Source organism: Exiguobacterium sp. R-39 (genome assembly GCF_049942815.1).
GTDB lineage: Bacteria > Bacillota > Bacilli > Exiguobacteriales > Exiguobacteriaceae > Exiguobacterium_A.
In genome coordinates this window covers 2,553,199-2,572,030 of record NZ_CP187965.1, presented here as the reverse complement: position 1 = coordinate 2,572,030, position 18,832 = coordinate 2,553,199, and the positions used below count along the sequence as shown (strand labels likewise).

Here is an 18,832-nt window from a genome sequence, read left to right as displayed (position 1 = left end):
ATCCAAGCAGAGCAAGACTATCAACGATTCCAAGGAATCGATTAGCGGCTTTTTACCAGCAAGTTAACGGCTTCCTTAACCAATTCCTCCGTCTGTCCTTCGCCGGATTGTTCGGCTTCTTTGACACACTCGATCAGATTGGAGCTGACGACGACACCAATCGTCCGGTCAATGGCGGAGCGGGCAGCCGACAGTTGCGTGATGACATCACGGCAATCCTGTCCTTCTTCCATCATTCGCAAAATACCGCGAAGTTGTCCTTCGATCCGGCTGACCCGGTTCTTCATTTTACGATCGTAATCCATTCATTTTCCTCCATTCTAAGATGCAATCCGTCTGTTCGATACCTTTATGCTATGCCCATCACGGTATTGCTGTCAATCTAACCGCTTTTTTCAGCTATATTTTTTAGCGGAATAGGGAATATGGATGTGGTGGACAAAAAAATGAAATAAAGTGAAAAAACTAAAACGATTTTGCGTCAGCTTGCGTATACTATATGATAAGGCTGACTGATCACCAAGGAGGAGAAGGATGCATACTCAATCCGATGAATCGCTTTATCATCAGATGCGCAGTGGAGATGAACAAGCTCTCGAAGTACTGTATGACAAGTATGAAAGACTGTTGTTCTCATTCGCTCATCGCTTTACGAACAATGATCGTTTATCAGAAGAAGTCATCCAGGAAGTCTGGATGAAGATTTGGAACGGACGGGTCGATTTTAATACCGATAAAGGAAAGTTCTCCTCTTGGATATTAACGATTACCCGCAATGCAGCGCTCGACTGTCTGAGACGCGAGAAACGCCAACCGACGATTGAAGTCGAGGAGCGGGACGGCGGATATGATGAACCGGTCGAACGGACGGTCATGCAGCGGGAAACGGCGACGGAAGTCCGCGATGCCGTCAATGAACTGAAACCCGATCAACAAGAGTTAATTGAACTCGTTTATTTTAAAGGCCTGACACAACAACAAATTTCAGATCAGCTTAATTTACCGCTTGGAACGGTGAAAACCAGAATAAGGAGTGCTATCCAGGCACTCCGGAAATTACTAGACGGGAGGGAACGTTGATGGAAGAACGTTGTCATGATTTAATCGATTACTTCAACGGAACATTATCAGCTGCCGATCGCGACGCGTTCGAGGCACACTTGGCGACTTGTGATGACTGCAAACAGGCGCTCCAAGAGATGCAAGACTTGATGCTGCCCATCGCGGAATCACTTCCGGAACGACCGATACCAACCGGCATGAAGTCAAGAATTCTCGGTGAAGTCCTTGGATCGACGAAACAAGGACAAAAACCGGTGCAAGCAGCAGTTGAAAAACCGGCTGTAGAGGAGACGCACTTGTCTGACCTCGACGCAGTACGATCGAAGAAAGAGAAAAAACGGTCTGTGCCGCTCGGATGGTTGATGAGTATCGCAGCCGCCTTGATCCTGTCACTTGGTGCCAACGCCTACTTCTTGTCGCAAGACGAGTCTTCTCCGGCGGAAGAGTTTGCGATGGACGAAGTCAAAGGAATGGGCAACTTTGAAAGTACGGCCTCAATTAAGGGGTCAAGCATGATTTTTACAAAAGATGATCAGGAATTCATGCTTGTCCAACTGAAAGATTTACCGCCGCTGAAGAAGGGTGAGTTGTATCAACTTTGGACGATTCAAGGTGATACGCCTCGTGCGAACGGGGTCATCGAACAGGACGGGGAAGCGGCAGCTGTCTTCCCGATCAAAGGAGACGGAACAATTGATGCGGTCGCCATCACAGTCGAACCTGAACCGGATTTAGAAAAACCGACCGGCGAAGTCGTGGCTTCCGTCGCGTTATAACAATCAGTGAATGAGAGATAACAGTAAGGGGATGCGATATCAACAGCATCCCTTTTTTTGTTCGTTTTTCGAGTATATCCGCCTCTTTTAGAAAAAAGCACACGCATTCTAATGAAATTTCTTCAGAAGACTGAAAAAATACCGGTAAGCAGACGATACTAATAGGAATGTCAGTCAAAAAAGAGAGGCACTTATCATGAATGAATGGATCACCTTAACGAAACATTACGAAGAGACACTGGTCATCCTATCGGTCATCGTGGCCATTGTCGGATCCTATGCCTCACTTGAATTAAATCGCCGGTTGGCAAAAGCCGTATCTTTAAAGAAAAGAGCATTGTTCGTCTCTTCCTTGACGATGGGATTATCCATTTGGGGTATGCACTTCGTTGGCATGGGGGCATTTGAGTTGGCGGTACCGGTCAAATACGACTGGGTGCTGATGTTCCTGTCAATCGTCCCCGCCGTGACGGCTGCCTGGATTGCCTTTTATCTCTTATATTATTCGGAGCTGACACGGAAAAAAGTCATCATTGCCGGAACGTTAATGGGGATGGGAATCGCCATGATGCATTATCTTGGTATGGTTGCGATGCAGTTCGATGGGGATGTCCGCTATGATGCGGCGTTATTCACGTTATCGATTGTGATTGCCATCACGGTCGCTTATGTCGCCCTCCTGTTGCTGTATATGACACGGCATGTCGATAAAAAACGAATTTTGATTCCCGTTGCCATCTTAATGGGGTTTGGTATTTCAACGATGCACTATGTCGGAATGCTCGGGACGACGTTTTGTGTTCCCGGTGCTTCGGGAGTGGACGTCTCAGCCAGCCCCGTCACATCAAATATCTTAAGCGACGTGGCAGTTCCGGTCTTTTTAATCGTTCTGTTGATCGTCGGACTGTATATTCATCTTGAACGGCGGGCCTTACAGATGATGGCGTATACGGATCATTTGACCGGATTGCACAATCGCCGTTGGCTGGATCATCATATGTCAAAAGTCGACGGACAATACAGCCGGACGAAAAAGCGGATGACGATGGCGTTGCTCGATCTGGACGGGTACAAATGGATCAATGATACATTCGGCTTTGATCAGGGAGACATCGTCATTCGGCAATTCTCGGACCGGATCAAAGCGTTACTTCAAGAAGATGAAGCTTGTATCCGTTACAATGGAACCCAATTTTTCCTGATTCAAAACATCCATCCCGATCTGCTCGAAGAGGCCTTCACGGATGTCCTGGAAGCAATCCGGCAACCGATTTTTCTCGACGGGCAGGAGATTCATTTGACTGCGACCATCGGCATCATCGTTCCGAATATTACGGATACACTGGAAATGCGGATTGGTCAGATGGAAAGCGCCCTGCGTGCAGGGAAAAATGAAGGACGGGACCGTTTTGTCATCTACGATGAACTGCTCCATTCGGATCGCCGGGAACAACAAATCGTCGGTTCCCTCCGTCGGGCCATGACGGACTTTAAAGAGTTTAATCTCGTCTATCAACCGAAAATTGCGCTGGCAACAGGCAAGGTCGAGCAGGCAGAAGTCCTGATTCGCTGGAATCATCCGAAATTCGGTTTCATTTCACCGGCGGAATTCATTCCACTCGCTGAAAAGTACAGTCTGATCCATCGGCTGACCCAGTGGGTACTGCAGGAAACTGTCAAGCAAATGGAAGTCTGGCGGGAAGAGGATCACTTCATCCGTCAAGTCTCCGTCAACCTGTCAGCGATGCATTTCCGGTCGGAATCGCATAATCTGATGATCAAGGAAATCGTTCATCATTCGTTGAAGAACGGCGGAGAATTGCAACTTCAACTGGAAATTACGGAGACATCCGTCATGGAAAATCTGGAGCGGGCCTTATTGATGCTCGGAGAATTAAAGCAATTGAGTTTGACGATTGCGCTCGATGACTTCGGGACAGGACTGTCCTCGCTGACGCATTTAAAGCATTTACCGATCGATATCTTGAAGATTGATAAATCATTCATTGATGAAGTACCGCATGATGAGCGGGGAACGGCGATTACCGAAATGATCATCCAGTTGGCGAAGAGTCTTGGGATTGAAGTGGTGGCGGAAGGCGTCGAGACGCTTGAGCAGCATGAATTCCTGAAACGACTCGGATGTGACTATGGGCAGGGCTATTATTACAGCCGTCCGGTCAAGGTCAAGGATCTCGACCAGCAGACGATTGAACGAACTGTCCTGGATGTGGGCTGACAGCACATCCGTTCAATCCAATCCGTGTCTTTTTACGTATACTGGATAAGCACACGAGGAATATGTGTGCGATCATGGGGGACGCAATGGCTTCGTGAACGAATTCCGGGCAGGAATTTGTTCGACTTGTGCAAGATGCAGACAGAATCGCCGTACATTTCGATGGTTGCTCAGCTCTCTACTCAATCCAGTACCTGTCTGTCCATCACACTACAAAGGCAGCTTTCCACAAGGGAAGCTGCCTTTTTTGTCGTCTTACCGGTTGGCTGTCAACTGGCAGCCGGTCTGATCGGTAACGAGGACGTTCGTATTGAAGTATTGACCATCACTTTTTAGAATCAATGATTTTTTCTCGGGATTGTAATCAAGCGTCATTTCCTGATCGAGAAAATGGCTCGACCACCGTTTAACGAGGACCGGTCCGACGTTTGAATCAATCGTCATATCTTCGTCCGCCGCCCCTTCGACGAGCCGGATGCTGAAGATGCCGGAGTTCCCGCAACCGCATCCTTCCGTATCATAATAAAGATGCAGTTGACCGGGAGTATCCCCGCGTAACTGGTCGATGCGTGCCAGAGCCGTTTCTGTAAATGTGATATGCATGACATTCACTCCTTTGACTTCATTATACGCCGAACCGGGCAGAAAATAACGTTAGTTGCTCACGCGCATTTGCCGGCGCATCCGGACGAGCAGGAAGACATATCCGGCAAGCAGGACGACGACACTTCCGAGAACAACTGTATCAACAAGCCCGTTATCCGACTGGAAGTTGATTGCAATGTAAGCCCAGACGAAGACGAGCGGATAAATCGGATCGCGGTTAAAGAACATGAACAACAAGGCGAGAACTACACCAACACCAAGCATGATCATCGTCCAACCGGCATCGCCGATTCCAAGCCATGAGTTGATGTTTTCGGTATCGATGGTCAAGAAGATATTGGCAATCGTCGCAACCGATACCCAACCGAGGTAAAGCGAGAACGGCAATTTAAAGCGTAAGGCTTTTGTCTCGCGGTCGATTTTTGAGTAAATCACGATCAGTGAAACGAGAAGACCGACGATGACGACGACCGACAGCGGGAATAACTTGTATGAGAACGTAACAATCCAACCGGCATTGAACAGACAACTGATCAAGAACCACGGTCCGATTTTTTTTGCGATATCATGTTCCTTGAATTTCGGAATCGTCTGCATGATCAACCAGACGAGCAAAACAAGATAGATAAGTCCCCAAATTGAGAAAGCATAACCTGCGGGTTTGAAATAGGTCATGATCGTGTCCGAAATCCGTCCTGTCTTTCCACCGTCAAGCGCATTGACAGCGATCGTAAAAACAAAACCAAGCCAGTTGAGCCAAATCCATTTGTTTTTCAATACAAAAACCTCCTTTAATCTCTAAAGGAGGTTTACCCGGATATTTGACTCTTTAGACATCAGCGTCGGCTCGTCGGATTTAAGAACGACATGCCGATGGCCGGATTACCGGTATGTGAACCGAGAACAGGCGTTAAGTTATCGATGCGAACTGTGACATCGAACCGCTTTTCGAGATTCGTTTTCCACTCGAACGCCAAATCGTAGGCAGTTGCATGGAATAATGAAACATCAGTGACCGTTCCGCTCTCAAGCATTTCAACGAGATGGTCATAAATCTTCCCATGCGCTTTCTTGAACGTTCGAACCGTCTGATACGGTACGATTTTCCCTTCTTCGAAATGAAACAGAGGCCGCAATTGAAGTAAGTTACCGACAAACGCCTTCGTCGAGGAAATGCGTCCGCCTGCCTGCAGCTGATCGAGGTTCGCGACCGTGAACTCGATATGATGATCGAAGCGGCGCTCTAAAATATACTGCTCGATCTCTGTGACTGCCATTCCATCTGCTGCGAGTTGCATCGCTTCCGCAAGCAATTGGCCCGCCGGATAGATGCCGCAACGGGAATCGATGGCAATCAACCGGAATCCGGCAATTTCAGCCCCTTGAACAGAAGCGTTATACGTCCCGCTCAGCTCGCTTGAAAGATGGATCGCAAAGCCGATATCATACTGCTCTTTTAACCGTTCATAGTGTTCCGTGAACGTACCGATCGACGGTTGGCTGGTCGTGACCTTATGTTTCGCATCGATCCATTGATAGACGGTCTCGGCCTCGACATCGACGCCGTCCGTAAAACTTTCACCATCCTTCATGACGAGAAGAGGGACGACGGTCAAGTCTTCGTGCTGAGAAATCGAATCGGGCAAAATCGTCGTACTGTCTGTAATCCATGCAATCTTCATGCTGTTTCCTCCTTATTTTAGTACCTGGTATTAATTGTAGTTGTAAGCGTTATCGCTGTCAAATGAACCCTTAAATTTTTGAAACATTTTAGTTGATTAACTGGCCCAATACGCTATAATCGGTACGTGATTAGTAAACTTGAAGTCGTCTTATACTAAACTGTTATTTGGAAAGGAGGGCGCGGATTGCGGACGATCGGAAACAAAATCAAAAATCTGCGTCTTCAAAAAGGCTTGACGCAAGAGGAGCTTGGCGAACGGACGGATTTAAGTAAAGGATACATCTCGCAAATCGAACGTGAGATCAGTTCACCGTCGATTGAGACGCTGTTCAGTCTTCTGGAAGTACTCGGCATCTCGGCAAAGGATTTCTTTGATGAAGACACATTAAATCAAAAGGTCGTTTATTCGCAAAAAGATGTCACGCGTTATGAGGACCCGGAACAAGGGTATCATGTGACATGGCTGATTCCGGAATCGAATGAAAAGGAAATGGAGCCTGTCTTACTGCGATTGGCACCGGGCGGACACTTTAAAGCATACGAACCGTCCGGATCGGAAACGTTCGTCTATGTACTTGAAGGGGCGGTCACGTTGAAGCTTGGCCGGGAATCATTCGTGGCGACGCAAGGCGAGACGCTCTATTATAAAGCTTCAGAAATTCATCAGTTACGAAATGATTCAAAGGCGGAAACGAAAGTACTCGTGACGGCCACGGATTCGTACTTATAAGGAGGAATAAGATTTGGCAGACAACAATACGATCATTCAATTTACAGACGTGACAAAACGTTTTGACGATCAGACGGTTCTTGAACGCGTCAGTTTTGAAATTGAACGTGGAAAATTTTATACGCTGCTCGGACCATCCGGTTGCGGGAAAACGACGGTTTTACGGCTGATTGCCGGGTTCACCGAAGCGACGGAAGGCGATATTCTGTTCAATGGAAAACGGATCAACGATGTTCCCGCCAACAAACGGCAGGTCAACACGGTCTTTCAGGATTATGCGTTGTTCCCGCACCTCAACGTCTTTGAGAACATCGCGTTCGGATTGCGGATCAAAAAGATGAAAGACGCGGAAATCAAGACACGTGTGCTCGATGCGTTAAAGTTCGTCAACTTATCCGGATACGAAAACCGTGAAATCACGGAGATGTCAGGCGGACAGCGCCAGCGTGTCGCTATCGCCCGGGCGATCGTCAACGAACCGGAAGTCATCTTACTGGATGAACCGTTATCGGCACTCGATCTGAAACTCCGGACGGAAATGCAGTATGAGCTGCGTGATTTACAGCGTCGTCTCGGGATTACGTTCATTTTCGTCACGCACGATCAGGAAGAGGCACTGGCGATGTCGGACGAAATCTTTGTCCTCAATCACGGTCTGATTCAGCAGTCGGGTACACCAACGGATATTTATGACGAACCGATCAACCGTTTCGTCGCTGATTTCATCGGGGAATCGAATATCATCCCGGGACGGATGTTGATGGATTACCGGGTCTCGTTCGCAGAAAAAGAATTTGAATGTGTCGACCGCGGTCTCGAATTAAATGAACCGGTCGAAATCGTCATCCGTCCGGAAGACTTGGAAATCACCAGCGTCGCCCAAGGGAAGTTGCGCGTGACCGTCGATTCCCAGCTGTTCCGCGGTGTTCACTATGAGATTGCCTGCATGGATGAAGTCGGAAACGAATGGCTCGTCCACAGTACGAAAAAAGCGACGGTTGGGGAACAGATCGGCTTGACGTTTGATCCGGAAGCGATTCACGTCATGCGTCTGAATGAGACGGAAGAGGAATTCGACAAACGACTTGAGTCCTACGATGGGGTGCTGTGATGCAGAAGACACGTAACTGGTACCTGATTCCGTATAGTTTCTGGATTGCGTTGTTCGTCATTGCGCCGATCGTCCTCGTCGTCTATTATTCGTTTCTCGATCTCGAAGGACATTTCTCACTCGTCAACTACCAGAAGTTCTTCACCTCGACGTATCTGACGATGACGCTCAGCTCGTTTTGGTATGCCTTTTTGATCACACTGTTTTCACTGGCAATTGGTTATCCGACCGCCTATCTGCTGACGAAAACAAAGCATAAACAATTGTGGCTGCTGTTGATCATCTTGCCGACCTGGATCAACCTGCTCTTAAAAGCCTATGCTTTCATCGGTCTGTTCAGCACATACGGATGGGCGAACCAGACGTTGGAAGCGATCGGAATCGGCCGGAAACAGATCTTGTTCACGGACTTCAGTTTTGTGTTCGTTTCCGTCTACATCTTCATTCCGTTCATGATCCTGCCGATCTTTAACGCGATTGAAAAATTGAATCCGTCACTTGTGTTTGCGGCCCGCGATCTCGGGGCTTCGAATTTCATGACGTTCCGTCGTGTCGTCTTTCCATTGACGCTTGACGGAGTTAAATCGGGCTGTCAGCTCGTCTTCATTCCGGCGCTGTCGTTATTCATGATTACACGTCTGATTGCCGGGAACCGGGTCATCACGCTCGGAACAGCGATTGAACAACAGTTTCTTGTCACGCAAAACTGGGGAATGGGCGCGACGATTGCCGTCTTCCTGATTATTGCGATGGCAATCATTCTGGCATTAACGAGTACGAAACGGAAGAAAGGGGCGACGACATGATGAAACGATTAAAATTAGCAAATCTGTACTTGATCGGGGTCTTCATCATCTTGTACGCACCGATTCTTTATCTGGCTTTCTACTCGTTCAACAGTGCCGATAACATGACGAATTTTGATTCCTTCACGTGGGATTGGTATAAGGAAGTCTTTCAGGATTCCCGTCTCTTGATCATCGTCTTAAATACGCTGGTCATCGCGCTCCTGTCCGCTGCAATCTCGACGATCATCGGTGTCCTCGGGGCCATCGGGATTCAAGCGGTCCGCAAAAAACGGGTCGAGACCTCTCTGTTGACGCTGAACAGCATCCTGATCGTCAGTCCCGACGTCATCATCGGTGCGTCGTTCCTGATCTTTTTCACGATGCTCGGCATTCAACTCGGCTTCACCTCGGTCCTGTTGTCACATATCGCGTTTTCCGTCCCGATTGTCGTCATTTTAGTCCTGCCGAAACTGCAGGAAATGAGTCCGACACTCGTCGATGCGGCACGTGACTTGGGAGCGAGCCGACTCGATGTTCTGACGAAAGTCATCTTGCCGTACATCACACCCGGCATCTTCGCCGGCTTCTTCACAGCATTGACGTATTCACTGGATGATTTTGCGGTGACGTTTTTCGTCACGGGGAATGGATTTACGACGTTGTCCGTTGAAATCTATTCGCTTGCCCGCCAAGGAATTTCGATGAAAATCAATGCCTTGTCGACCGTGATTTTCCTGTTTACGTTCTTACTCGTCATCGGCTACTACTTCCTGAACCAACGTTCTGCCATGAAGCTGTCCCGACCGGAGGTGAAATAAGCGATGAAAAAGCTCATTCAATTATTTGTCGCAATTTTTTTGATATCCGGTATCATCTTGTTTGCGTTGAACCGGTTGAATGCAACACAAGGGTATTCCGGAAAAAACGTTTTGAACATTTATAACTGGGGCGACTACATCGATCCGGAATTGATTGATCAGTTCGAAAAGGAATCCGGCATCAAAGTCGTCTATCAAACGTTTGATTCGAACGAAGCGATGTTGACGAAAATCGAACAGGGCGGAACGACGTATGATATCGCCGTCCCTTCCGATTATGCAATCGCGAAGATGATCGAAGAAGATTTAGTCGTCCCGATTGATCAGAAAAAAATTCCAAATCTGAAAAATATCGACCCGCGGTTCCTCGATTTATCGTTTGATCCGGGCAACAAGTACTCGATCCCTTATTTTTGGGGGACGGTCGGAATCGTCTACAATCAAAAGTTGATTGACGGAAAGAAACCGACCAGTTGGAAGGACTTGTGGGATCCGGCGCTGAAAAATCAAATTCTTCTCGCAGACGGTGCACGTGAAGTAATGGGGATGAGTCTGAACAGTCTCGGTTATTCCTTAAACGAGACCGATGAAACCAAACTGCAGAAAGCGAAAGCGAACCTGATGGATCTGACACCGAACGTCAAGGCGATTGTCGGTGATGAAATCAAGTTGTTGCTTGCAAACGAAGAAGCAGGGATTGGTGTCGTCTGGTCCGGTGATGCCAATGAAATCATGAGTGAAAATGAAAATTTGAACTACGTGATTCCAAAGGAAGGATCGAACGTCTGGTTCGATAACATCGTCATTCCGAAAACGGCTAAAAATGTAAAAGGTGCCCATGAATTCATCAACTTCATGTTGGATCCGAAAAATGCCGCCAAAAATGCGGACTATGTCGGATACTCGACACCAAACGAAGCGGCTTTGAAATTGCTCGATCGTGACGTGCGGGAAGACAAACGTTTTTATCCGGATAAACAGGTCACGGATACACTCGAAGTATATGAAAACTTAGGTAAGGAAATGCTCGCTCATTATAATGAACTATTTTTAGAGTTCAAAATGCATAAGAAATAACAAGAAAAGTTGTTGCCCGGACGGGTAACAACTTTTTTTTGAAATATTTTTTAAAGAAATGTATGTAAAGTGAATATTATTTCTAAAATGGGGGAATGAGATATTTATCAAAGCATTTCAAGGGGGAGCACATCATGAAACAATTTTTCGGACTTATTTTAACTGCTGCACTTACCATGAGCCTTGTCTCAGGTCCTTCATATAACGAATCTGCCGAGGCAGCGAAGCCGACGGATGTCGATTGGCTGAAACAAGTCAAAACGACCGCTGCAAAAGCCAAGTCACTTGATGGAAAAGTAACATTAGAAAAAACAACATTAGCCCAAGTACATAGCGCGTACAAAGGGGAAAAAAATTCAACGTGGTGTCAGAGCGGTAAAGGACTGGTCGCGCCAAACAAAGCCATTCATTATTGCTCGACATTCGGTGTTCCTGATCGCAAAGCCAAAGTCTCTGCCATCGTTTACAATCCGAAAATGATCGACCGGACGATTACCGTCAAAGAAGTTAAAAAAGCGTACTCGACTGCGAAACTCGATAAAACCTTTAACTTGATGACCATTTCAACAAAAGAGGTCAACATTTATCTAAATTTAAATTCTGACCGTACACAAGTCATGTCAATTCTAGTAAAATATAACTAACGAATAAAGGATGACCTTTTAGGCCATCCTTTTTATTGAATTTTTTTATAGATTGGTACGAGTTGTTCGTAGGTATTTCGAATCAATTTTACTAAATCCTCGTGCGACATCGTACTGACTTCTTCCGCAGATACATGACGGCCGACTAAGAATTCTGCTTTCTTGACATCGCGGAACCGAACGAGTCCTTGTTCTAGACTGTTCTCGTCAATCCGTTGTGCCTCTTTCTTCATATGATCGTAAGAAACAACAAAATCGGACGGCAGTGCATGCAACAGCTCCTGGTGATCCAGTAGTTTAGCAGCGTACTGTGATTTATTCGGAAGTTCGTAAATGTAAGCGAGCCAGATGAACAGATGATCATCAAATAAGCCGACTTGGAAATGCGGATGTTTTTTGTATCCGCGTTTGTTCGGGGAAAAAGCCATCCATGTGTCCTTCGGTGGATTTACTTTCCGGCGGGCATGCTGTGCAATATGCACATACATATCTTCTGCCAGATGGACCGTTAAATCCGGTGATACTTCTTGCCCGATTTGTTTGAAGACAGGTTGAATCCGTTCCCGGATCGCGTCCATCCGTTGTTCCAGTCCTTCAATCTCAAATGTATCAAATGCTTCTTTCGTAAAATGTGTAGTCACTGATTTATCACCTCTATTGCTAGTGTAACAAATCAAAGCATTAAAAATAGACCTCAATGCTCAAATGAGTGATAATCAGATTTTGTTTTCCATATATATACAAAATGTGTTAGGAAGGGGAAGTCAACATGCGTCGCTTTCAACAATATCTCCTTCGAAGCTGGATTGTATTTTTTCTTGTCGTCATCGGAATCGATTTACTGGCGAAATCAAGAGACTACAGCCTCAGCATCGACTTTTTTACGTTCACGCTTGTTGTTGCACTCTCCACGATCTTTGTCGTCGATCCGGTCCGCAGAAGACATATGAGCTTTACGTTCCATTTCGGATTCGTGTTATTTACGTTTTTGACGTATGGATTGTTGTCTGCCGTCTGTGTCGGACAATTGACGATGTTGATCTATCAATTGCGGACGTTCCACACAGCGATTGGCCGCCGGCGTATGCTACATAACTATCCGTTTAATGTCACGCTCGAGCTGTTATTGATTTTACCTGCGGGACTCGCTTACAACGCGTTAGGTGGAACGCACGGGAACGACTTCGCGTTAATCGGAAACATCGGACCGTTACTCGTCATGGTCTTGATTTTATGGCTCGTTTTACTGTTCCAGTATAAGTTATCGAATTTTTTACTCGGTGAAAACATTCCAAGCAGTGTCATGCTACCGTTGCTTCGGTTCGAGGCGGTCGTCATTGCTGCCGAATTGTTATTCGGGATTTTCAGTACATTGATGGTTCAAAACAACGGGAACAGCGGTCTTGTCATGACGGCCTTTGCGCTGTTCATCATCAAACGGTCGCTTGGCAGTTCCGTCCATGCCAGTGACCGGATCGAGCACTGGGAGCAAATTGAACGATTAAAAGAAGCGGCCTGGAAAGATGGCGATGCCCAGTTCATCATTGAACGGTATTTACGTCAGTTGAACCATTTTGTTCGTCCGGACATCGCCTGGATTAAATTTGATTTTGGTGAAGGGAATTCGATTTATTATTCGTTGAAAGATGGTCGGAAGTTAAAGGCGGACCATGTCCGTGGGATCATCATTGAAGAAATCATTGAAGAAAAAGACGAAGTTTTGCTGTACGGCATGCAACAGGAGTGGGACATCCGTTTATATGATTGTGTCCCGGAAGAAACCCAATCGATTCTGTTCATCCAACCGGAAGCGACGGAAAAAATCAATTGCTCCTTATTCTTGGCTTCTGAAGCAAGCGGAGAGTTCACAAAAGACTTTGGATATGAGCTGTACCGGGCTTTACGGGTCCTATCGTGGGCAGTCGAACGGGCACAGGAACGGGAACGTCTGTTGACGGACAGCCGGACAGATGCGATGACGAAATTGCCAAACTACCGGGCGTTACAGGAATGGGGCGACCGCCGGATTCGGCAACGTGATTTATATCCATTCTCTGCCTTGATGATCGATTTGGATCATTTTAAACAAATCAATGATACGTATGGACATGAGGTCGGGGATGTCGTCCTGTTTGAAGTCGCTAAACTGTTGATGCAGGCGACACGGATCACCGATCTCGTCGCCCGGTATGGTGGTGAGGAATTCGTCGTCTTGTTACCGAACACGGATCTGGAATCAGCCCAAATCGTAGCAGAGCGGATTCGCGAGACGTTACATGCGAATCCTATTCAAGTGGGAGCGGATTCATTAACGATTACGGCAAGTATCGGTGTCGATACGTTAAACGAGTTGGGCGATTTAGCAAGTCTGATCCGCAACGCCGACCGCGCGATGTATATCGGTGCGAAGTTCCAAGGACGTGACCGTGTCGCATCCTACCAAGAATGGAAAGAACGTGTTGTCTAACTTTCACTGCAAGAACCGTTGACGTTGTCAGCGGTTTTTTTTGACGCCTTAGCGACTGATAGAGCGTGTCGAGAGTATTTTGAATACAGTGGAGGAGGGCGCTGGCGAAAAGCTGTCTGAGGCGTCAAATCGTACGAAAAAAAAGCCTCGTTCTGCAAGAGAAGGAGGCTCGGCTATAACGTATAAGGGATGGAATATAAGAAAAAAGATGAAGGCTGGATTACTGGGCCTGTTGGTTGCTGATGCGGATTTCACTTTCGATGGCATGAATGGCAGCAGACCAGGAACCGTAACGGTGTAACAAGGCTTTCGTCGATGGTTTATTGTTTCGTTTCGCCCACTCGCGGTACGCTTCAAATGAAAGCGAGAAACCGACTTCCTCGATGGCTTGACGGAGTGAAGCGGCAAGTTCTGCTTTGGAATACGTGACACTGGCTTCTAATCCGGCAGCTGTACAGGCATCATGCCAAGATCCGAACATCTTTACGATATGATAATGACTCGGAGCATGATGAACCGATTTTCGCCAGATTTGATATTTTTTTAAGGTGATGGTTGATCCAACATCCTGGGCATACCGGTGAAACGACTTCAGGATTTCATCTTTGGTATATTTCGGAGCGCGCTCGAGTTCTTCCGGCTGCTGATCGATATGCCACTCGTAACCGGCTGCTGATAAAGCTTCCGGCCAGGAACCGAACTGACGAATGATGGTCTCCGGTTGCGGCCAGCCATGTTCGATGGCATAACGACGATAAATCGTCCGACGGGGACGATCCTGAATGAGTTCGCCTAAGGCTTGGATGGCTTGAATCATTTCAAGCTGTTCTTCCGTCCACGTTTGCTGACTCGTAAGTACACGTTGTTTCAAGGGTGAGTCCTCCTTCCTAATAAATCATAATTTTTGAGGCAAAAGTCCTCTGTATAGAATATATCGGCACATTTCCATTAATTATGAATAATTACCGTGAAATATTGTAAATAAAGTGAAAATCGTTCTTCTGCTAAGTATAAATCGAAGCAATTCAAATGAAAACAGAATGTTACCAATTTTTAATGAACAGGATAAAAACAGTACATTTGTCTCATATGGAAAAAAAGACCAGACCCGCATGGAGCGAGACTGGTCTTAAGTCATACTTATTTTCCTTCGATATACGTCCATTTGAACGAAGTATCCGCACCGACTTTGTGGTTAACGATTCCTTTAACGTAAGGCTTACGTAAGAGGGAAGCACCGCGTTGGTACATAACGGAGATAGCTTGATCGTCTTCAAGTAAGATTTTCTCAGCGTCTTTCAGTGACTGCCAACGTTTTGCAGCATCTGTTTCTTTCATCGCCGACTTGATGAGGGAGTCATACTTGTCGCTTGAGTAACCACCACGGTTGTACGGTCCGCCAGTCATCCACATGTCGAGGAATGTCATTGGATCCTGGTAGTCAGGGCCCCATCCTGCGAATGAAAGTTCGAACTGACCTTTAGACTCGAGATCCAATTTGTTTTTGAACGGTTGTTGTTTGATCGTCACTTCAAGACCTGGAAGGTTTTTCTCCCACTCGCCTTTGAGGTACTCGGAGATTTTCTTCGAGTTGTCGTCATCGTATGAAAGAAGCTCAAGCTTGACGGATTTTTTGCCGATATCTTTGAGGCCTTTTTCAAACGAAGATTTAGCTGACGAAGCATCAAACGATCCGAATCCTTCGTTGCCGTCACGGAAGTCTTTTCCGTCCGGACCTTTAGCAAATTCTTTTGGTACATAGTAGTAAGCAGGGATCGATCCGTTGTTTAAGAGGACTTTCGCCATCTGCTCTTTGTCATACCCGGAATCGATTGCTTTACGGATGTCTTTGTTTTTAAGCAGTTCGTTCTTGAAGTTCATTTGGATGTAGTACATCGAAGCGTCAAGACGTGTATCGAAGTCTTCGCTGTCTTTGTACTGATCGACGAATTCACTTGTCAGACCGACTGTATCGATGTCACCTTTTTCATACAGGTTGACGGCAGTCGAGACTTCTTTAACGACCTTGTAGTTGACTTCTTCCAGTTTGACCGTATCAGCATCCCAGTACTGGTCGTTTTTCTTGTAGCTCCAGCCGACTTCTGTTTTCCAGTCCGTCAGTTGGAACGGTCCGTTGTAGAGAAAGTTCTCTGGATTTGTTGCGAAATCTTTTCCTTTTTCTTCAACGAATTCCTGTTTCAGCGGCATGAATGAACCGAAGCCAGTCAACGCTTTGAAGTACTCGGCCGGTTGTGTCAGTTTGACTTCGAGTGTCTTGTCGTCAACCGCTTTGACACCAACGTCAGCCGGTTTTCCTTTTCCTGTGTTGTAGGCTTCAGCACCATCGATGATATACATGATGTATGCATATTGCGATCCACTTTTCGGATCAAGGACACGTTTCCAAGCATATTCGAAGTCTTTTGCCGTGACGTCACTGCCGTCCGACCATTTCGAATCACGTAGTTTGAATGTGTATGTAAGACCATCTTCAGAGACGTCTACACTCTCAGCAACACCAGGTGTCGGCTCTTGTTTGTCATCAAGTCGGAAAAGACCTTCCTGTACGTTATTTAAGACCGTGAATGAAACCGAGTCCGTTGCGACCGTCGGGCTGAGTGCCGGGATGTCGGAACCGCTTGTCAGGTTGAGGACTTGTTTGTCCGACGCCTTTTTCGTGTCTGTCGATCCTGAAGTATCTTTTGAATCATCTGTCGATGAACAAGCAGCAAGGCTTGATCCGGCGATAGCTAGGGCGCCAACGAGTGCAAGTGTTTTTTTCGTCTTCATAATAATAAGTTCCCTCCCAAGAATGAATATATATGATTGAAAAATGAGTACCGATTAGAATAGCGATCCGGTGTCCTATTAAAAAAATAAGAGGGGTCATCGCCTTTTATTTTGTTGAAGGAAAGCACCGGATCAACTTGTTACCAATAATAAATACAATATTCAGAAAAATCAATAGCTTATTTTCAGATTATTTCAAATTTATTAAAATTTCGTGTAATATCAACGTTTTTTTTGTAAAAATAATTTTTGAGAAGGATAATATTGGGAGGTAAAAATGATTCCAAAATTAAAACACGCACATAAAATGGCGTGTTTTAATTCGATCAGTTCAGTTGTTCGAGGAAGGAAAGTGCTTCTGTGACGTGGTCTTTGACTTTAACGGAACGCCATTCCTGAATCAATTCGCCGGATTCATTGATTAAAAAAGTGGAACGTACGATTCCATAATATTCCTTTCCATAATTTTTCTTCAGTTGCCAAACCCCGTATTGCTCACAGACGGTATGGTCGACGTCAGACAATAATTCGAATGGAAGTTCGTATTTTGAGATAAAATTCTGGTGACGCTTCTGACTGTCAGCGGAAATACCGAGGATGACCGTGTTCTTCGCAGCGAAGGCTGCGGAAGCATCCCGGAAGTCGCAGGCTTCCGTCGTACAACCGGGGGTCGAGTCTTTTGGATAAAAGTAGACGATCACTTTTTTTCCGCGGTAATCACTTAATGTAATCGGCTCTCCCTGTGCATTCGGCAGTGTAAAATCAAGTGTGCTCATGAATGGTCCTCCTCAACCCAGTTCCATGTTCAACTGGTCAGCATATTTTTCGAGTTTCTTCTGCAGACTTTCCTTTAACGGATCTAGCGCAATCAGGTATTTTTCGTAATCGGTCCCGGCCTTGGCTGTCTTCAGCAGCAAGGTCTGTTCCTCGCGGTACCAGTCGGCATAATCTTCATAATACTTGACGAGCGTCTCCGGATTACCTTTGTTACCAAGGGCAGGACCGTAAATCATCAGGATGTTGCTGTTCATCTCGAGCGCCATGTAGTCCGTCTGGGCATTGACCCGCGTGAAAACTTCATCCTGCTCGTCTTCCTTCGTGTTGCCGACCGCTTCCGCCGCTTTCGCGTTGACGCCGTACTCGTCGGCATTAAAGGATTCGAACAGGGAGGCGAGGGTCGTAAAGACTTCAGGGTCAAATTTCGTCGGGACGATGACGATTTTCCATTCACCGTCCTGTTTCAATAACAGTTTTGAAGCACGGTTCGGTAAGGGAGACCCGTCCTCATCGTTAAATTCATGGATGATATAGGCGACATCACCTTCCTGAAAGCTTTTGACGACCTTACCCGGCCGGATGTTTAAATTGTTAGCACCGAGCATGGCAGGACGGAGTAATTTTCCATCACCGGTATATTCAATCCGGGCAAGTGCCTTGGCGTCAGCCGTACCCGATTGTCCAACGGTTTGTTGATACGTCTTGTAGACGTCAAGAACGTCTTGACCTGCCTGCTTCGTTTGTTTCGTTTCCGTTGACTTCGGGGATTCAGTATCAGTAGACGGTGCAGCATCATTTCCGCACCCTGCAAGGATGATACCCGTTGACACGAGTACCGTCAGTAATCGTTTCATATTTTCAGTTCCTCCTATATAAACAACATCAATCATCTATGTCTTCACCATACAGGAAATTCGCTTTTTTGAGTAGGAAATAGGTACACTATCACAAAGGAGAGTGGGTTCAACATGAAAATTCACGTAACAGACGAAGCATTACAGTATTTCAAAGAAGAAATGGAAGCAAAAGAAGGCGATACAATCCGCTTTTTCGCTAAATACGGCGGATCAACCGATTTGACGCAAGGGTTTTCGGTCGGCGTACACATGGAGACCGTCGACCGGGCAGCGGTTGAAGAAACCGTCGACGGGATTCATTTCGTCGTCTCGGATCAGGATGACTGGCTGTTCCAGGGGCAGGATGTCGAAGTATCTGTTCAAAATGAAGAGATCGTCTTCTCGCAGGCCAAGCAATGAATCGCAA

The 18,832-nt window shown here is 46.4% G+C and carries 20 protein-coding genes; 11 read left to right on the top strand and 9 right to left on the bottom strand.

The genetic code is table 11. The annotated features are described in order from the left end of the window. Window positions 1-41: 41 nt before the first annotated feature. Entirely contained in the window at window positions 42-305 is a 264-nt protein-coding gene (locus ACP26N_RS13470; RefSeq protein WP_012371399.1) for a metal-sensitive transcriptional regulator, read from the bottom strand. A gap of 229 nt (window positions 306-534) precedes the next feature. Between ACP26N_RS13470 and ACP26N_RS13465 the strand changes: the two genes are divergently transcribed. From ACP26N_RS13465 to ACP26N_RS13455, 3 genes are all read left to right on the top strand, one after another. Then, window positions 535-1,080, top strand: coding sequence for an RNA polymerase sigma factor (locus ACP26N_RS13465; RefSeq protein ID WP_012371398.1), 546 nt, complete (start codon window positions 535-537; stop codon window positions 1,078-1,080). Then, window positions 1,080-1,838 (top strand): anti-sigma factor, encoded by a 759-nt coding sequence (locus ACP26N_RS13460; protein ID WP_188004708.1) that lies wholly within the window; start codon window positions 1,080-1,082, stop codon window positions 1,836-1,838. Before ACP26N_RS13465 ends, ACP26N_RS13460 begins: the two co-directional genes overlap by 1 nt. Before the next feature lie 196 nt (window positions 1,839-2,034). Beyond that, the gene (locus ACP26N_RS13455) at window positions 2,035-4,077 is read left to right on the top strand and encodes a putative bifunctional diguanylate cyclase/phosphodiesterase (RefSeq protein WP_131972263.1); all 2,043 of its coding nucleotides are present in this window, start codon (window positions 2,035-2,037) and stop codon (window positions 4,075-4,077) included. 255 nt (window positions 4,078-4,332) lie between these two features. On the opposite strand, the gene ACP26N_RS13450 is transcribed toward ACP26N_RS13455, so the two are convergent. Genes ACP26N_RS13450 through ACP26N_RS13440 form a run of 3 tightly spaced genes read right to left on the bottom strand, consistent with a single transcriptional unit; the run spans window position 4,333 to window position 6,365 of the window. Continuing rightward, on the bottom strand, window positions 4,333-4,680 hold the full coding sequence (locus tag ACP26N_RS13450; protein ID WP_131972264.1) for an iron-sulfur cluster biosynthesis family protein: 348 nt from the start codon (window positions 4,678-4,680) through the stop codon (window positions 4,333-4,335). Window positions 4,681-4,731: 51 nt separating this feature from the next. Then, window positions 4,732-5,460 carry a TspO/MBR family protein gene (locus ACP26N_RS13445; RefSeq protein WP_012371394.1) on the bottom strand — a complete coding sequence of 243 codons (729 nt, stop codon included), beginning with the start codon at window positions 5,458-5,460 and terminating at the stop codon, window positions 4,732-4,734. A 59-nt stretch (window positions 5,461-5,519) separates the two neighbouring features. Further along, window positions 5,520-6,365, bottom strand: a complete 846-nt coding sequence (locus tag ACP26N_RS13440) for a DegV family protein (RefSeq protein WP_131972266.1) — start codon at window positions 6,363-6,365, stop codon at window positions 5,520-5,522. Between the two features lie 186 nt (window positions 6,366-6,551). Between ACP26N_RS13440 and ACP26N_RS13435 the strand changes: the two genes are divergently transcribed. The 6 genes from ACP26N_RS13435 (at window position 6,552) to ACP26N_RS13410 (ending at window position 11,535) form a co-directional block, all read left to right on the top strand. Then, window positions 6,552-7,097 (top strand): helix-turn-helix domain-containing protein, encoded by a 546-nt coding sequence (locus ACP26N_RS13435; protein ID WP_012371392.1) that lies wholly within the window; start codon window positions 6,552-6,554, stop codon window positions 7,095-7,097. Window positions 7,098-7,110: 13 nt separating this feature from the next. Next, a complete protein-coding gene (locus ACP26N_RS13430) occupies window positions 7,111-8,208 on the top strand; it encodes an ABC transporter ATP-binding protein (protein ID WP_012371391.1) in 1,098 nt (365 codons plus the stop codon). Beyond that, a complete protein-coding gene (locus ACP26N_RS13425) occupies window positions 8,208-9,014 on the top strand; it encodes an ABC transporter permease (RefSeq protein WP_012371390.1) in 807 nt (268 codons plus the stop codon). The genes ACP26N_RS13430 and ACP26N_RS13425 overlap by 1 nt, the downstream gene beginning before the upstream one ends. Then, window positions 9,011-9,814, top strand: a complete 804-nt coding sequence (locus tag ACP26N_RS13420; protein WP_131502282.1) for an ABC transporter permease — start codon at window positions 9,011-9,013, stop codon at window positions 9,812-9,814. The genes ACP26N_RS13425 and ACP26N_RS13420 overlap by 4 nt, the downstream gene beginning before the upstream one ends. A gap of 3 nt (window positions 9,815-9,817) precedes the next feature. Then, window positions 9,818-10,891 (top strand): ABC transporter substrate-binding protein, encoded by a 1,074-nt coding sequence (locus ACP26N_RS13415; protein ID WP_131972268.1) that lies wholly within the window; start codon window positions 9,818-9,820, stop codon window positions 10,889-10,891. 134 nt (window positions 10,892-11,025) lie between these two features. Further along, entirely contained in the window at window positions 11,026-11,535 is a 510-nt protein-coding gene (locus tag ACP26N_RS13410; protein WP_426354061.1) for a hypothetical protein, read from the top strand. A gap of 32 nt (window positions 11,536-11,567) precedes the next feature. On the opposite strand, the gene ACP26N_RS13405 is transcribed toward ACP26N_RS13410, so the two are convergent. After that, window positions 11,568-12,176: a YktB family protein gene (locus ACP26N_RS13405; RefSeq protein ID WP_131502279.1), complete on the bottom strand. Its 609-nt coding sequence runs from the start codon at window positions 12,174-12,176 to the stop codon at window positions 11,568-11,570. A gap of 128 nt (window positions 12,177-12,304) precedes the next feature. Between ACP26N_RS13405 and ACP26N_RS13400 the strand changes: the two genes are divergently transcribed. Then, entirely contained in the window at window positions 12,305-14,002 is a 1,698-nt protein-coding gene (locus ACP26N_RS13400) for a GGDEF domain-containing protein (protein ID WP_188004707.1), read from the top strand. 220 nt (window positions 14,003-14,222) lie between these two features. On the opposite strand, the gene ACP26N_RS13395 is transcribed toward ACP26N_RS13400, so the two are convergent. From ACP26N_RS13395 to ACP26N_RS13380, 4 genes are all read right to left on the bottom strand, one after another. Then, a complete protein-coding gene (locus ACP26N_RS13395; RefSeq protein ID WP_114595023.1) occupies window positions 14,223-14,873 on the bottom strand; it encodes a homing endonuclease associated repeat-containing protein in 651 nt (216 codons plus the stop codon). Between the two features lie 269 nt (window positions 14,874-15,142). Further along, window positions 15,143-16,792, bottom strand: a complete 1,650-nt coding sequence (locus ACP26N_RS13390) for a peptide ABC transporter substrate-binding protein (RefSeq protein ID WP_131502276.1) — start codon at window positions 16,790-16,792, stop codon at window positions 15,143-15,145. Window positions 16,793-17,118: 326 nt separating this feature from the next. Further along, on the bottom strand, window positions 17,119-17,568 hold the full coding sequence (gene bcp, locus ACP26N_RS13385; protein ID WP_131502275.1) for a thioredoxin-dependent thiol peroxidase: 450 nt from the start codon (window positions 17,566-17,568) through the stop codon (window positions 17,119-17,121). Between the two features lie 12 nt (window positions 17,569-17,580). Next, complete coding sequence (locus ACP26N_RS13380) at window positions 17,581-18,423, bottom strand: hypothetical protein (protein ID WP_131502274.1); 843 nt, start codon at window positions 18,421-18,423, stop codon at window positions 17,581-17,583. A 114-nt stretch (window positions 18,424-18,537) separates the two neighbouring features. On the opposite strand from ACP26N_RS13380, the gene ACP26N_RS13375 reads away from it, so the two are divergent. After that, the gene (locus tag ACP26N_RS13375) at window positions 18,538-18,825 is read left to right on the top strand and encodes a HesB/YadR/YfhF family protein (protein ID WP_012371380.1); all 288 of its coding nucleotides are present in this window, start codon (window positions 18,538-18,540) and stop codon (window positions 18,823-18,825) included. Window positions 18,826-18,832 lie beyond the last annotated feature (7 nt).

Bases quoted from the DNA above. Each gene is read 5' to 3' on its own strand.
- ACP26N_RS13460 (WP_188004708.1), top strand. From the start codon at position 1,080: ATGGAAGAACGTTGTCATGATTTAATCGATTACTTCAACGGAACATTA.
- ACP26N_RS13450 (WP_131972264.1), bottom strand. From the start codon at position 4,680: ATGCATATCACATTTACAGAAACGGCTCTGGCACGCATCGACCAGTTA.
- ACP26N_RS13380 (WP_131502274.1), bottom strand. From the start codon at position 18,423: ATGAAACGATTACTGACGGTACTCGTGTCAACGGGTATCATCCTTGCA.
- ACP26N_RS13375 (WP_012371380.1), top strand. From the start codon at position 18,538: ATGAAAATTCACGTAACAGACGAAGCATTACAGTATTTCAAAGAAGAA.
- ACP26N_RS13410 (WP_426354061.1), top strand. From the start codon at position 11,026: ATGAAACAATTTTTCGGACTTATTTTAACTGCTGCACTTACCATGAGC.
- ACP26N_RS13425 (WP_012371390.1), top strand. From the start codon at position 8,208: ATGCAGAAGACACGTAACTGGTACCTGATTCCGTATAGTTTCTGGATT.
- ACP26N_RS13390 (WP_131502276.1), bottom strand. From the start codon at position 16,792: ATGAAGACGAAAAAAACACTTGCACTCGTTGGCGCCCTAGCTATCGCC.
- ACP26N_RS13400 (WP_188004707.1), top strand. From the start codon at position 12,305: ATGCGTCGCTTTCAACAATATCTCCTTCGAAGCTGGATTGTATTTTTT.
- ACP26N_RS13465 (WP_012371398.1), top strand. From the start codon at position 535: ATGCATACTCAATCCGATGAATCGCTTTATCATCAGATGCGCAGTGGA.
- ACP26N_RS13415 (WP_131972268.1), top strand. From the start codon at position 9,818: ATGAAAAAGCTCATTCAATTATTTGTCGCAATTTTTTTGATATCCGGT.
- ACP26N_RS13455 (WP_131972263.1), top strand. From the start codon at position 2,035: ATGAATGAATGGATCACCTTAACGAAACATTACGAAGAGACACTGGTC.
- ACP26N_RS13470 (WP_012371399.1), bottom strand. From the start codon at position 305: ATGGATTACGATCGTAAAATGAAGAACCGGGTCAGCCGGATCGAAGGA.
- ACP26N_RS13420 (WP_131502282.1), top strand. From the start codon at position 9,011: ATGATGAAACGATTAAAATTAGCAAATCTGTACTTGATCGGGGTCTTC.
- bcp (WP_131502275.1), bottom strand. From the start codon at position 17,568: ATGAGCACACTTGATTTTACACTGCCGAATGCACAGGGAGAGCCGATT.
- ACP26N_RS13440 (WP_131972266.1), bottom strand. From the start codon at position 6,365: ATGAAGATTGCATGGATTACAGACAGTACGACGATTTTGCCCGATTCG.